Source organism: Mesorhizobium waimense (genome assembly GCF_003601975.1).
GTDB lineage: Bacteria > Pseudomonadota > Alphaproteobacteria > Rhizobiales > Rhizobiaceae > Mesorhizobium > Mesorhizobium waimense.
In genome coordinates, this window is sequence record NZ_QZWZ01000025.1 from 40,976 (window position 1) to 55,427 (window position 14,452).

Annotated in this window: 14 protein-coding genes; 2 read left to right on the plus strand and 12 right to left on the minus strand. The window is 58.8% G+C overall.

Features of this window, described 5'->3' with window-relative positions:
- Positions 1-2 precede the first annotated feature (2 nt).
- Positions 3-1,235, plus strand: a complete 1,233-nt coding sequence (locus D3227_RS26325; protein ID WP_120017186.1) for an ABC transporter ATP-binding protein — start codon at positions 3-5, stop codon at positions 1,233-1,235.
- Here D3227_RS26325 and D3227_RS26330 read toward each other — a convergent pair.
- The 12 genes from D3227_RS26330 to D3227_RS26385 form a co-directional block, all read right to left on the minus strand.
- Positions 1,225-2,184: a glycosyltransferase family 2 protein gene (locus D3227_RS26330; RefSeq protein ID WP_120017187.1), complete on the minus strand. Its 960-nt coding sequence runs from the start codon at positions 2,182-2,184 to the stop codon at positions 1,225-1,227. The genes D3227_RS26325 and D3227_RS26330 overlap by 11 nt on opposite strands.
- Positions 2,181-3,059 (minus strand): glycosyltransferase family 2 protein, encoded by an 879-nt coding sequence (locus tag D3227_RS26335; protein WP_167480851.1) that lies wholly within the window; start codon positions 3,057-3,059, stop codon positions 2,181-2,183. Before D3227_RS26335 ends, D3227_RS26330 begins: the two co-directional genes overlap by 4 nt.
- A complete protein-coding gene (locus D3227_RS26340; RefSeq protein WP_120017189.1) occupies positions 3,052-4,053 on the minus strand; it encodes a polysaccharide deacetylase family protein in 1,002 nt (333 codons plus the stop codon). Before D3227_RS26340 ends, D3227_RS26335 begins: the two co-directional genes overlap by 8 nt.
- Positions 4,050-5,612, minus strand: coding sequence for a glycosyltransferase (locus tag D3227_RS26345; protein WP_120017190.1), 1,563 nt, complete (start codon positions 5,610-5,612; stop codon positions 4,050-4,052). The genes D3227_RS26340 and D3227_RS26345 overlap by 4 nt, the downstream gene beginning before the upstream one ends.
- Entirely contained in the window at positions 5,609-6,706 is a 1,098-nt protein-coding gene (locus D3227_RS26350; protein WP_120017191.1) for an NAD-dependent epimerase/dehydratase family protein, read from the minus strand. Before D3227_RS26350 ends, D3227_RS26345 begins: the two co-directional genes overlap by 4 nt.
- Positions 6,703-7,803, minus strand: coding sequence for a Gfo/Idh/MocA family protein (locus tag D3227_RS26355; protein WP_147377682.1), 1,101 nt, complete (start codon positions 7,801-7,803; stop codon positions 6,703-6,705). Before D3227_RS26355 ends, D3227_RS26350 begins: the two co-directional genes overlap by 4 nt.
- Positions 7,787-8,779: a glycosyltransferase family 2 protein gene (locus D3227_RS26360; RefSeq protein ID WP_120017193.1), complete on the minus strand. Its 993-nt coding sequence runs from the start codon at positions 8,777-8,779 to the stop codon at positions 7,787-7,789. Before D3227_RS26360 ends, D3227_RS26355 begins: the two co-directional genes overlap by 17 nt.
- Positions 8,776-9,708 carry a glycosyltransferase family 2 protein gene (locus D3227_RS26365; RefSeq protein ID WP_120017194.1) on the minus strand — a complete coding sequence of 311 codons (933 nt, stop codon included), beginning with the start codon at positions 9,706-9,708 and terminating at the stop codon, positions 8,776-8,778. Before D3227_RS26365 ends, D3227_RS26360 begins: the two co-directional genes overlap by 4 nt.
- A gap of 28 nt (positions 9,709-9,736) precedes the next feature.
- Entirely contained in the window at positions 9,737-10,738 is a 1,002-nt protein-coding gene (locus D3227_RS26370) for an NAD-dependent epimerase/dehydratase family protein (protein ID WP_120017195.1), read from the minus strand.
- A gap of 1 nt (position 10,739) precedes the next feature.
- Positions 10,740-11,930: a glycosyltransferase family 2 protein gene (locus D3227_RS26375; protein WP_120017196.1), complete on the minus strand. Its 1,191-nt coding sequence runs from the start codon at positions 11,928-11,930 to the stop codon at positions 10,740-10,742.
- A gap of 410 nt (positions 11,931-12,340) precedes the next feature.
- Positions 12,341-12,793, minus strand: a complete 453-nt coding sequence (locus D3227_RS26380) for a cytochrome C (protein ID WP_147377683.1) — start codon at positions 12,791-12,793, stop codon at positions 12,341-12,343.
- Between the two features lie 48 nt (positions 12,794-12,841).
- Entirely contained in the window at positions 12,842-14,077 is a 1,236-nt protein-coding gene (locus tag D3227_RS26385; protein WP_167480852.1) for a polysaccharide biosynthesis/export family protein, read from the minus strand.
- An 11-nt stretch (positions 14,078-14,088) separates the two neighbouring features.
- Here D3227_RS26385 and D3227_RS41775 point away from each other — a divergent pair, with 11 nt between their 5' ends.
- Positions 14,089-14,235, plus strand: coding sequence for a hypothetical protein (locus D3227_RS41775; protein ID WP_167480853.1), 147 nt, complete (start codon positions 14,089-14,091; stop codon positions 14,233-14,235).
- The last annotated feature ends 217 nt before the right edge of the window (positions 14,236-14,452 follow it).

The window sequence follows — 14,452 nt, forward strand, 5'->3', positions numbered from 1 at the left end:
CAATGACCGACACAGTGATTCAAGCCACCAATCTCTCCAAGGCCTACAGGCTGGGGGTGGCGAACAACAGCTTCCCAACCTTGCGGGACGCGCTGGCCAGCGGCGCAAGGCGAATCCTACATAGGAAGCCAGATTTGGGTCGGCGCAACAGTGGAGACGATCAATTCTGGGCCCTGAGGGACGTCTCCTTCGAGGTGCGCGCAGGCGAAGTCCTTGCCGTGATCGGACCCAACGGCGCGGGAAAGAGCACCATTCTCAAGATATTGGCGCAGATTGTGGAGCCGACTTCCGGTCGCGCGACGATACGCGGACGGCTGGGAGCTTTGCTGGAGGTCGGCACGGGGTTCCATGCGGAGCTCACCGGCCGCGAGAACATCTATCTCAACGGAGCGATACTCGGCATGCGGCGCGCCGAGATCAGATCCAAGCTCGATGAAATCGTCGAATTCTCCGGCGTCGAGCCGTTTCTCGACACGCCCGTCAAGCGTTACTCAAGCGGAATGTACTTACGCTTGGCCTTCGCGATTGCCGCGCATGTCGATCCCGATATTCTGGTGATCGATGAGATATTGGCTGTTGGCGATGCCGCATTCCAGAAGAAATGCATTGCCAAGGCCGAGAGCGTCGCCGAAACGGGCCGCACCGTGCTGATCGCCAGCCACCAGATGTCGGTTCTGCAGCGGCTTTGCAACCGCGCAATTCTGATCGACGGCGGGACGATCCTGGCCGACGGCCCGACGAGCGACCTGGTCCGGAATTATCTGCAGACACTGGAAGCGCATGCGAGCACCGATCTGAGCACACGAACGACGCGCACCGGGCGGGGCCGCCTGCGTGTCGTCGGCATCGAGGTTTTCAACAAAAAGGGTCCCGTCGCGTCGGGGCAGCCGGCGGTTTTTCGGCTTCAGGTCGATGGGCCGCGCGAAGCCGCGCAATGCCTTGTTACCATCATCGACGACCTCGGCGATCCTGTGACGTCGTTTGATACCCTGGAGCACTCCCTGCATGATCGTCAAGGCGACGTCTATACGGTTGATGTGGAGAGCCTTATGCTGAGACCGGGGCGCTACAGGATCGATGTAGCGCTGGTGGCGGACGACAGGGTGGTCGAAGACCACGTCGAGACCGCCGCTGTGCTCGATGTAATGCCCGGCTTGCTCGACGATCGACCGGTCACCGCCCAACCCGGTTTTGGCAGTGTCAGCTTTCCGCACCGGTGGGTGGTCAGGCGTTGACGCCTGACTTCAATTTGAAAACACGCACAAGCTTCCGCCGAACCCGGCGCCGCCGCCTTGCTATCCACATGCTGATCTTCAGGGTGAGCCGGCTGGCCTTGCTTGCGATTGTTGGCGGCGTGACATAAGGCGCACGCGCCAGCCGCAACGCCCATTGGACGCGGAAGTCCTGCCGTCCACTTTCCGCCATGTGCTCCGCGATCCAGTCGAGAAAAGCTGCGCGGGCAGGGTGTTTCCCCATGCGGTCGTAGAGGCCTCGCTCCGTGGCCGACGCCGATGCCGAACCGGGATGCTGCCGGTAGCTTGCGAGCGTTACAGGAGTGACAAAGACGGGAAAGCGTAGGAATAGCTTCGCCCAAAGAGCCTGGTCTTCATAGAGATCGAAGCGCTCCTCGAAGCCGCCAACCGTGGTAACCGCGCTTCTGCGCAAGAGCACGGAACAAGTGCACGGAACGTGGCCATCCTGCATCAGCAGAAGCCGCCTCAGAAGCCGTGGAGGCTGATGCAAACGTCTGGCAAATCCGTCTGTCGGTTCGATCCAGTCGGAGCGCGCGCTATCAGGATACCACCATCTGGTTGGCCCGAAGATCATTGCGGCATCTGGGTTGGCATCGGCTGCCGCTAGGACCGTCTCGAGCATATGCGGTTCGTACAGATCGTCTGCATCCAGGAAGGCAAGCATATCGCCGCTGCCGGCCTCTATTCCGGCGTTTCTAGCTGCCGCGGCGCCACGCTTGGATCCGGGAGGCCTGCGCAGCACCTTAATTCGGGGGTCGGTTGCCGCAAAATATTTGGCGATCTTGACACTGTCGTCGGTCGAGCCATCGTCGACCAGCACGAGCTCCCAATCCGTAACCGTCTGGGCTCGGACGCTGGCGATCGCTTCGCCCAGATTTGCCTCCGCATTGAGGAAGGGGGTTATGATTGTCACCCGCGGCAGGGAAGTCATCGTTGAAGCCGTCTCTTAATACTTCGCTTGTTCGCTTTCCAGGTTTCGCGCGCGAGCACTTTCCAGATTGCGGAACGAATGCGGAAAGAGGCGCCCTGATCCGCCATCACGCCATTCAGCCACTTGAGAAACGCAATACGCGCGGCCTCGTCAGCGCCTGCCCTGGCGGAGGCGACAGAGCAGCTTTCAGCATGCTGGCGGTATCTTGCCCAAATGCGGCCGGATACATAGACGGGCGCGAATGCGAGCGCCTTGGCAAAGAATGTCTGATCCTCGAACATCAGGCGAAAGCTGTTCTCGAATCCCCCAAGCGTTGCGAACAAGCTTGAACGCATCAGGGCATTGCAAGTTGTCGGCGTCTGGACCTCGTTCTGCAGCAGCAGCTCCAGCAGCACAGGTGGTTCATAACGGGCGTCTGGTTCGACGCCGAGCGGGTAGTGGAAGTCCGCACAATCAGCAGCCTCGTCCCAGCTATGCCAGATCAGAGTGCGGCCATAGACCATGCCAAGCGCCGGATCGCTTTCCATGATGGAGACTTGTTCGGAAAGCTTTTCGGGCAGCCATGTATCGTCTGCGTCGAGAAACGCGACATAGGCGCCGCGCGCCTCCGCCAGCCCACGGTTGCGCGAGGCACTGATACCATGATTGCGGTTGTCGTGATGAGACAATAGCCGAACCTTGCCCGGCAGGCGCTGCTCGTAGCCGCGTATGATGGCGGACGACTGGTCAGTCGAGCCATCGTCGACAACGAGGAGTTCCCAGTCGACGAAGCTTTGACCTACAATGCTGTCAACTGCTTCCCGGAGATACCTCTCACCGTTGAACACGACTATAATTGCCGTGACACGCGGCTGTGCGCCTGAGTTGTCAGCCATGGCATAGCACCATGCGCCGAAAGTCAGCTTCATCCCAGTTGGCGACCGCAACGCGCGGCAATCGGAATGGGTCGACGCGAGGCCCCGCTTCACGCGGCAGGGTGGTTACTGCATAGTCCATGCCGGCAGATTTTACGGCGTTGGCGGTGCTGCCATCGACATCTCCAAACGGGTATGCGAATCCTACCACCCGCCGTCCTGTAATCTCCTCGCATTTTTGGCGGCTGCCTGAGATCTCGCGTTCAAGATCGTCCCGTTTCAGTAGCGGCAAGGATGGGTGCGTACAGGTGTGGGCGCCGATCGAAACGCCATCGATGTCGGCGAGCTGCCGAAGCTCCGAATGCGTCATGGCGCGATCGCGCCCCCGGGGACTGGCGTCGGTTCCTGCCCATCTTGCCAGCCACTCCAGCGCCTTCTCGCGTTCGGGTGCTCTCAACGGCTTCAGCAGTGCGTGCAAGTCGAAATGGAGCTTCGTGCGGTTGATCGCGTTATTGGAGTCCGCCTGCATTGCGTCCTCCCTCACGCGCCAGTCGTAGTTTCGGCCAGCGATCTCGATCTCCAGAGCATTCGGGAGAGCTGGCATTTCCAAAATGATGCGGGATAGAATATCCCACCAGAACACCGACGGATCGGTGATCGCATGGGTGGTGACGAAGACAGTCGCAGGACAGTTCATACGCCGCAGGGTCGGCACGGCGTTTTGGAGGACATCCGCGTAGCCGTCGTCAAAGGTGATTGCCACCGCATTTTTCGGTGGCCGTCCCTCGCGAAGCCGTTGCGCCAGCCATTGCAGGGGAACAATGTCACGCGCTTTCGTCAAGACTTCGATCTGGCGTGCGAAATTACGCGGCGAAACCGCGAGTTCCCAAGGATCGACGAGCGGTGCTCCGACGCGGTGATACATCAGCACGATAGGTCGATTGAAGCCGGCAAGCAGGCGCCCCCGCTGCAGCAGTTTGCTGACAGTTTGACGCGCAGTCACGGCGCCGCTCATCGCCTGAAAGCCCGCGCCGCGACTATTACCGGACAGTTGGGGTCATTCACATCAAGTAGTGCCGAATTCAGCTCATGTTCTGCCAGGCCGTAGAGGAATCCGGTAGCAGAATAAGCGCTTCCATAGTGACTGACTTCGACGTTCTTCGCCCCGAACCTGTCCGACAGAAGTCGCCTCAGGGCAGCCGGAGTAATCGACCAGTACCAGCTCCCACCCCATTCTCCCCTGTCAATCGGGCTCACCCAAGGCACTGTAATCAGAAGCACGCCTCCCGGCTTCAGGATCCGCCACAGGGTGGCGACCGCAGCGGGTAGATCGAAAACGAGGTGCAGGGTCTGGGTGAGCACGATACAATCGAAGGTCTCGGAGGGCAGATCCTCGCTGTTCGCCAGGTCACCCACGTAGGTTGTCAACGGGTGGCCGGCATAGCGGTTCAGAACCTCGCTTGTGGTAACCCGACTGCCTCCGAAACGCATCGTATAGGCGTTGTCGCCAACCTCCAGGACCCTTCCGGATATGTTCAACGAACAGGACGCGAGGAAAGTCTCGACATAGCGGCGGTCCACTGGCTTGCCGCGATCAAAACCGAACTCCGTGCTGAAGGGTACGGTACGCTCGAGGTCACCGAACCAGGCGCTCGAGCGGTGCCGACTTGAACGGCGCCTGAAGCGGTGCCGCACCATCACGGCGGTCTGCAACGGCGCTGCAAGCGAAACGGCGATCGTGCTGCTGAGTTGACCGACGAGCGAAGAACGGGATCGCAGCGCTGTACCAAGCTGTGCCAGTTGCATGTCCGTATAATAAAGCTTCCACTTTTCGACACCCTGACGGTAGGCGGCCGCCCAATCAGGATTGGTCTGCGCGACGTTCCGCTGCCGGCGAAGGACCTTCAGCGCCGCGCGCAACATCATCGGATTGCTCTTCGACATATTGCTTGCGTGCCGACGGTAATCTGCGAGGCATTCCGGAGTGCAGGCTACCTTGTTCGCCCGTGATAGGCGAAGGTAGACGTCGTAGTCCTCGCAAGCCCGCAGTGACCGGTCAAATCCGCCGGCGGCTTCCAATGTCCTGCGGCGATAGAGCACCGTCGCATGCATTCCAATCAGGTTGCCGGTTAGGAACCCCGCATACGGGTCCGCGCCCGCCGACCTCAGTGGCACAGTATTCCTGACTGCACCGGCCTCGTCGATATCGCGGTAGGCGCCGTAGACCAACGCGCAATCGGGATTGTCGTGAAACAAGGCAAGATTGGTGGCGAGCGCCACCGGGCGCAGCCTGTCGTCGGCATCCAGAAAGGCAATGAATTCGCCGCGCGCTGCCGTCATCCCGGTGTCGCGCGCAGCGGCCAAACCCTGGTTTTTTTGGCGGATGTAGTGGACGTCGTCATATCGACGAACGACACTTTCGGGATCGTCCGACGACCCATCGTCCACAATGATGATCTCATCCGGCTTTACGGTCTGGTTGCGGACACTGTCGATCGCTTCGGCAAGGAACCGCGCGTGATTGTAGGTCGTGATGACAACTGAAACGCTGTATGCAGCGGGGCGGGTGGTCATCTCTCACCCGCTCCGTTTCCGCAGGTCGGGTAGCCGGCAAAAGTCAACCAGCCGACCGATCGCCGACATGCTTCCTCGAAGCTGACAGCCGGTTGGTATCCGAGCTCAAGCTCGGCCTTGCGCCATGGAAGTTTCGTCTGGCACTGGTGCAAAAGCGCGCGCTCTTCCGATACCATGACCGTTGGGGCCATAGTCGCACCGGTCGCATTGCGTCGTGCCTTCCGCCACTCGCCATAGCCTGCCTTCAGTCCGCTGCGAACAGGCCTTGGCAGGCTTCGGACGAGCCGCCGATATCCTTCGCTTTCCTTCAGCCTTTGTTTCCAGCTTGGAGCAAATGACAAGGGCGCTGGAATCGAAATCGTGGCCAGGTCGAACCCCAGTGCCTCGGCGATCGGTCGGCAAAGATCTGCCCAACTGATCTCTTCCCGGTCTCCGATCAGATAGGTTCGCCCAGACGCCTCGGGCACTTCGATGGCAAGCTTGATCGCGTGAATGACATTGTCGACATAGGCGCTGTTGCAGATACCACGACCGCCATCCACCAAGTAGGCGGAACCGTCGATGAGCTCGTCGGCAAACCCACCGGTCCAACGGGAGCGTGGGCCAAAGACAATTCCAGGCCGCAGCACCACGACCTGCACCGCGCCATCGCGTGACAGTTGCCCGAGTCGGCGTTCGGCATGAACCTTCGCATTGTTGTACGCGATCGTCTGATCGTCATGCAGCGCGCTCGTTTCGTCCGTCCCGGACGGGGGCGATTGGCCGTGAACGGAAGCGCTGCTGAGATAGATCAGACGAAGCACGCTGGCAGCGGCGGCTGCACGATAGACGGGCTCGACAGCATCGACGATCGTGCGGGCATCACCGGCAACTGCATGTACGACGTACTGACAGCCTGCAAAGGCCGCGGTAAGAGCCTGAAGATCACGCGCATTCGCCACCATTGCGTCCATCGCAAAGCGAGACAGACTGGCCAAAGCATCCGGCCTGCGAACGATCGGCCTCACATTCGCCCAGCCGGAAAGTTGCAGCAACTCCACGGTGCGGCAACCTATGAAGCCGTTGGCGCCAAGCACTGCAACAGTGCCGGTCATTGTCTGGTCCCGGCGGAAGCAGCGAAATTGAGCAATTCTTCCGGACCGAGCCAGGGCATGTCCATCAGTTTCCGTCTGGCATAGCAACCTTCGACCAGATCGAGCACATTGCGCCCAGCACTGGCCGGCACAGAAAGGGGGACCCCATTTCGGACCGCATCCACCAAGCCCGAAATCTGATCGCAAAATGCATCGACAAAATCGCGCGACCGGCCGTCGGCATTGGTGAAGGAAACGAAGCCTGTCGTGCGACTTCCATTCAAGGCGAGCTCCACAGTCTCGGTCTCATTGACTGTCCAGGAAATCGAGCCACGTTCGCCCTCAAGGCGGTACAGATTCGGGCGAGCCCAATCCCGGCTCAACCTGACCTTCGCGTCGAAGCCGCCAAAACGCAGCCGGACAAGGCAGTTCGCCTCGACGCCGCCCATTGCGTCATCGGCGTAGTGAATCTCGTCGGGTTCTCCAAACCACCAGGTCAAGAGGTCAAGGCAATGCGTGCCGATATCCTGAAGCACGCCACCCCCGGACTCCGCGAAGCTAAAATAGCTCATCGAAGCCACCGGCCACTGAAAGGAGCCGCCCTCAAAACAACTGACGCTTCGTAACCGTCCGATCATGCCGCCCTCCAGCATGGCCTTTATCGACCGCGTCGCAGGGAACTGCCTTCTGACGAGCCCTGTTGCCAAAAGAAGATTGTTGGCTGCCGCTGCCGCAAGGGTACGATCCGCCTCGGAGCAGCTCGTGGCCATCGGCTTTTCACACAGAACATGCAGCCCGGCTTCTAACGCCTGTATCGACTGATCAGCGTGATATCCAGGTGGCGAAGCAATGATCGCAACATCGGCGTCCATAGCCAAAAGGCCGTCGAAACTGGCCGCAACCTTGGCTGAGGGCAGTCGCGCCTGAACGAGTGCGGCCTGCTTCGCTTCTGGATCGAATATCCCCGCGACTGCAACTTGGCCTCTGCTTTGAAGGCGTGAAAGCGCTTCCGCATAGTAGAGCTTTGTGACGGCGCCACATCCGGCCAAAACGAGCCGGACCGGTTCATCTTCCCGGTGACCTGCAGGCCGCTGCTCGGTTTCAACCGGGATGGACAATCCTGCCTCCCTGCCTTGCAACAAGCCGCAGCATACGCCCAATTGTCTTGAGTGAGGGATCGAAGCGGAACGCTTCGCTCATCTGCGCCAGGCATCCAGCCCAATCACCGGCGCCGAGCAGTCGCCGCGCGGTTTCGAGAGCGCTTAGCGCATAGGTCCGCCTTGCCGACGCGGCGACATCGTCCGCGAGTTCGGTTGGAAGATAGCTCTTGAAAATATCGATCGCCATTCGCGTGTAGGCCATGTCCTCGGCATTTCGGATATGGCGCCCTGTGTTCGATTGGCGGTGCATCCGATAAAGCGCAAGGGCCTGCGGTTCGTACCAGACAGGAAACCGAGAAGCGATGCGGACCCACATCTCCCAGTCTTCACTGCATTTCAGCCGCCGGTCGAACGCGCCGAGTTCTTCGTAGACCGCGCGCCGCACAACGATTGATGGCGTCATGATGTGCTGTTCCAGCGCCAGTCGAACCGCCGCATTCTCGAGCCGTCCGGGGCTTGACTGCATTACAGGCGGGATCGACAGCTCCTGTCCGTGGGCATCCATGAAGATCGCCCGGCAGAATGCCGCGCCCGTACTCGGGTCCGCATCGAAGCCTCGTCCGAGCAATTCGTAGAAGCCGGGGCGGACGGCATCGTCGCCGTGCAGGAGATGTACGAGTTGGCCCTGAGCACGATCCAGGCAGGTATGGAAGTTGCCGATATGCCCTAGATTCTGCGGCTGGTGGAAAAAGCCAACGCGGTTCCTACCGATTTCATTCAAGACCCTTTGAGGATCATCGGAGGAACAGTCGTCAACCACCTCGATTTGCATCTGAGCCGGGCCGGGGTCCTGCGCCAGCACGCTTTCCAGCGTTGCGGCAAGAAAGCGGGCGCAGTTATAGGCGGGGATCATTACCGACCATTTCGGGCGAGCAGCATCCCGTGGCAACGGCGAGATCGGATCGCGATACTCGAAGTCGCGGGCCGCCGTCATCTTTGGAGCACCGAGGACTTCAGCAGGTGCAGCCCCAACCTGGCAATGTCGCGTTTGGGCACGTCACGTCCGATACCACCGCCGCGAAGGCTCCGCAGGAAGCACGATCTGGCCGATGGCAAATCGCCTTCTACCAGATACCGCATTGACCATTCATAGAAGTAGCGGGAGCAGCCGCCACGCGCAGAATTTGCCCCCTGAGTGTCCATGACCTGCGCCATGCGCCGGTAGAATCCTTCGATCGCATCCAGCTTGGGTCGGTTTGGCAGTGCCGATACGAGTCCGCCCGGATGCAGACGGTAGACACCTGCTACCTCGTCGACGAAAGCGAGATCTGCTGTCTTTGCGCAAAGCACATACAGCGGCCAGTCAGTAATCGGAAAGAAATCAGCATACCAAGACGGCACGTTTCGAACGCACGCGGTTCGCATCATGCCGGCGCAAGTGGCGAAAGGATTGCCCTCCCAGATATCCCTTTGCGTCACGATGGGGTTCTGGTCCGCCCGCGTCCACCGCGTCGATGTGACCTCATCGCCATCCGCCACGACTGCATTATAGAATATTGCAGAGAGTTCCGGGTGCGCGTCGAGATGGGCCGCCTGATCTTTCAGCTTGGTTCTGGACGTCCACAGGTCGTCGCCATCGAGGATCGAGACGTAGCGCCCACGCGCCACCCGGAGTCCTCTCGCGACGACCTCGTTCGATCTCACATTACCGCCGGAATAGATCGCCGACAGCCTTTCAGGATGGTTGGAAACATATCGCTCGACAATCTCTCGGGTACCGTCGGTCGAAAAGTCTTCACTGATCAATATCTCGACACCGAAATCGGCCTCTTGCATGAGAGCGCTGTCGATAGCGGCCGCCACGTAGCGTGCGTGATTGTAAGTGACAATGAGGGCGGTCACGCGAACCGTTGATTCATTCACCTTCCGCTCCGCAGTACTTGTCGCCCGCCTATTTCAGATCATGCCGATCATTGCCGGCTCTAGATCGCATGGTTGCCCTCATTTCCGCAATTTCACCATTGGCCTCAAACCAGCGCAAGGTGCGCACGAGGCCCTCTTCATAGGGCACTTTGCACGACCACCCCGGCAGGATTCTTCGGCACAGGGTCAGGTCAGGACGCCGGTTGGTCGGATCCTGCGGCGCCGGGTCATCATGAACAATTGTCGTTCCAGGAATGAGGCCCGCAATATACTGCGCGATCTCAAGCACCGAAATTTCGCGGTCGTTTCCTACGTTGACTGCTCCCACATGATTGAAGTTCTCCAGCCAGAACAGCCGTTCGAGCCCATCGACAATATCGTCGACATAACCCCAGCTGCGGGTTTGGAGACCATCACCATGAACGACGATCGGCTTGCCGGACAACGCATTGGCGATAAAGTTGGAAACAGCACGCCCATCATCGGCTCGCGTGCGCGGACCGTAGACGTTAAAGATCCTGGCAACCCGCACATCGACGCCACGGACACGGTTGCTCTCGAAGAGGAGCGCCTCGGTGCAGCGCTTGCCTTCGTCGTAGGAAGAGCGCGGGCCCGTACAGTCCACTGACCCCCGATACGTCTCGGGCAGCGGGTTGACCAACGGATTTCCATAAACCTCCGAGGACGACGCGAAGCAGATTCGCCCACCCTTTTTGAGCAGCTTCAAGAGCCGCATAGCGCCAATCAGATTTGCTGAAACGGTACGCTCGGGCTCCCGCATATAGACTGGCGGCGACGCGGGCGAGGCAAGGTGAAAGATCTCGTCGAATTGGAAATCGGATTTGAAATGCTCCACCTCGCAGCGGACCAGCACCAGGCGTTGGTCTCGGATATGATCGACGTTTTCTGCCCTGCCGGTCCATAGGCTGTCGACCACAACCAGCATGTCCAAATCGTTTCTTTTGAGCAGCCGGTCGACCAGGTGCGACCCGATGAATCCTGCTCCTCCAGCCAGCAACAGCTTCTTCATCTCATGTCTCGAGGGGACGTAGTAGGCTGTCGGAATTCGTGTTCTCGTTGGGCATTGCAAGCGTCCCTTGTTCAGGAGGCCGCGTCAAATAGGCTCCGCTTGGTCCAAGTTTCTCGTCCATTACAGCAAGATTGCTGAGCCCCACGCGGTGGTTGGCATGCTCGTCGGAATCCGCAAACTCATGAATAGAGTAGTTCCAAAAATTTCGTCCGATCTCCGAGCTGCGGTCCTGACTTTCCGGTTGCGGAAGCGCTCGTTTCACCTTGCGCAAGAAAATGGCCGCGAATGCTGCAACGAGTTTCGCGAACTGCACAGGTGACCGCCAGAGCATCTTGGTGCAGTGCCTGGCGACCGCAGCAAATCGGCGCGTCATTAGCCCAAGCTTGGCAATCTCGACATCGGTACGGAACATCGCATCCAGCAAGTCCGGCTTCACCGCCTCTGTACAGCGGGCAAGTACGCTTTCGAGCACCAACCGACGCGAGATGAGCATTCGCACGTAATCTGCCGACATATTCCCCGGCGTTCGGCGATATCCGACAAGATGCTCCTCAACGACGCCGAAGCGGTATTTCGAGGCAATGCTTTGTTGGACAAAGAAGTCCTCGCAACCCTCTGCACCGCTCTCGCGCAGTCGCGAGGAGTAGCCACCCATTTCGAAGAGAACATCGCGCCGAAACATCGCCGAACTGCCGTTGCCGATGAAATTTTGTCCGAGATGCTGCATGAACACCCATCCATTCGGGTGTGTCCGCTTCGGCGTCATGATCACCATATCATCGGCATCAATCGTCCGGTAAAGTGTATAGACAAGCCCTAGATCATTGCCAGCCGCTGCGAAAACACGCAGTTGCTTTTCGAGCTTGGTCGGGTGCCAGAGGTCATCGGCGTCTACGGGCGCCATAAAGGTGCCTTTGCTAGCCCGCATCCCGGCATTGCGCGCCGAGGCGACGCCACCATTCTTCTGTTGGAGCAACTTGATGCGCCCGTCGCCATCAGCCAGTCGTCGAACGATCGATGCTGTTCCATCGGTCGAACCATCGTCAACGACTATTACTTCGATATTCCTATGCGATTGGGCGAGCACGGACGCCAAGGTACGCTCGATGAATGGTTCCGCGTTGTAGGCAGGGATGATAACCGCCACGAGCGCGTGGGCAGAGTGTTGTGAATTGCCCGGCAACTCCGCCATCCCCTAGTCACGCCCGAACGAAGAGCACTGCGATCGCCCCCAGATTGGCCAGAAATGATCTTTGGACAATTCATCACAAAGACAATCAAGCAGCCTAAAGTCCGCAAAGGCCTGACGAGAGAATGACGCACAGAGTGTCATCTAAACCCTTCTCCGCTGGTGTGCAGGCGTCCGCAAAAACCGCTAAATGTTTTTGGTTTTCAGCGTTTTTCGTCTGCTGCTATCCGCCGCAACGCTAGGCACAGAGTTGCTGGGATGGGTCGTTCACTGCACATATTAGCTAAAACTACTATTCGTGCCAAGGAGCTGAAACCGGGGGTGGAGCTGAAACCGGGGGTAGTGGTCAGTTTGAAATCTGACGCTGCGCTTTTTGCCTGGCGCAGTTCTTCGCTCAGCTCTGGGCATATCTGTCAGTTGTTCGGCATTTGGGGTGGCACAAGTTGAACGTATGGCGTCGTCGGTTCCTTATCAGGGTGAATGCGGCTGGGGGCCGGCTTCCCGGGTTTGCCGAGCGACCTAATGTATTGATTGAGCGATTGCATATCGCTCTCCTCCATCGCTCGAAGATTGTACCAAGGCATCGGTGGAAACGTTCTAATGCGCTTCAGCATCCCTACGAATCCACGCTCGCTCATTACCGCAGCATCTCTCCGAAGATTGGTCGCATAGGTCGTGCCCCAGGGACCGCGCCAACCGACCGAGCTGCCCATTAAAGCCTTTTCAGGATCAATCTTGCCTTCTGTTTCGCTGTAGCCTTCGGTATGGCAATCGTGACACCCGCCGATGATTGATACCTGCAACCCTCGTTCGACCGATACTTCGCCTTGGGCGAAAGCTGCATTTGGCATCGTGAGGACGCGCATCCTTCCCTCCATGCGTTCCGCAAAGCATATGTGAGCCAACTAGCTAAGCTAGTTCGCGACCGCCTCTCCTGGCGGGGCCTGCAGCGTAATTGTGATGGTGTCACCCGGAGCGAGCAGGGTATCGTCAGTCGCCCCGGTCGTCTCTGCCTGTCCGCCATTGGAACGGGTTACACCTATCGTAACCCGCCGGCTCCCTTCGGCCACAAGGTCGATGCGCAGCTGCCTCACATAGGCGATTTGTTTGGCCAACGAATCCATCTCAGCGCGCATTTGCGTCATCGCCGCGCTTTCAGTCTGCAAGTTAGCCAGCAGGTCAATTCGACTTAGGTCGGTAAGCTTCTCTAGGGTTCGCTGCAAATCGCCTTGGTCGCGTTCTAGTCGAGAGATCTCAGCGTTGGTTTGCAAAGCGCGGGTTGCTGACAAGAGCACTGCGCGTTGAGCATCGTTGACCCTGGTGATCTGGATCAGACCTTTCTCGAAGAGCTTCTTGAGGCGAACAAGTTCCGTCGCATCCGCTGCTGCGCCCGCTTGATCCGCCTTCTGCTGCTCCTTCAGGTAGCCCATCCGTTCCGCCGCCTTGGTCGTGGCCAACTTGATTGAAGCGCGCTCCTTCTCCTGATCCGCATAGAGAGCTTCAAGATGCTTCTGCTCCTGCTGCAAAGCTTCGTCGCGACGAGGTTCAAGGCTCGGGTCACGTTCTGCATCCGGAACCTCAATTGCCCTGGCGCCGCTCAGCTGTGCTTTTATGCGAGCAGCTTTGATTTCGCTTTCCTGATACTTGATGCGCAGAACGTCGAGGCGGCCGCCAAGGTCCGCCACCGTCAGTTCAGGGTTTGCAACCTCACCGCGACCGAGCTTATAGCCGCCGCCAGCCGCCACAGCTTGTCGGACAGTCATTCCTGGTCTGAAGGCCTGAGTCCCAGGAGAAGCAATATCCCCGTCGATATAGACGGGTCGGTATTCTTCAATATCAACAATAATCTGATCTGGATAGAAATTTGTCCAATTCTCAGTACCGTCAGCAGATCGTTGCGGAAGCGACTTCGGTTTTAGCACCTCGATCACCTCCTTGCGAACATCCTCTATTGTCTTCTGGAGAACGTTTAGGGGACCCAAGACCGGCAACACAATTATACCGCTCTGATCGATAACAGCTCGCTTTTGCATCTCGGGATAGCCTATGACAGCGAAGCCGATCACGTCGCCAGTCTGCAGACGGTATTCGTCGACATTGTGCTCCTCAGCTAGGGCAGGGCCATTCGACAGATTCGCGTATGCGATCAACAGAAATATGCATGCGGGCGCGGCGCAGCTGCCTGCCCGCCACCGCGCCGATCTATTCGACATTTGCGCTCACCCAATTCAGCCCCTTGTCGCAACCCATTCAATGGATTGAGCAGTTACGGATCGAGCAGGATATCAGCTACTCCAACCTGTCATGAAAATATCGAGTTCACTGTGCCCTCGGTCACAGCGTGTCTGTCCGATATGCCTCACTTATCCCAGGTAAAGCTCGGTACAAAAGTCGCCCAGGCCTATCGTTGAAGTTCTGGCGTGTAACGGCAGGTGAGACGGGCACCTATCCCCGGTCAGGCGGAACGATGGAGCTGGGCGGCGGCTGGCGACGCAGCCCGGCGGCAGGAACTGAGAAATCTCCCA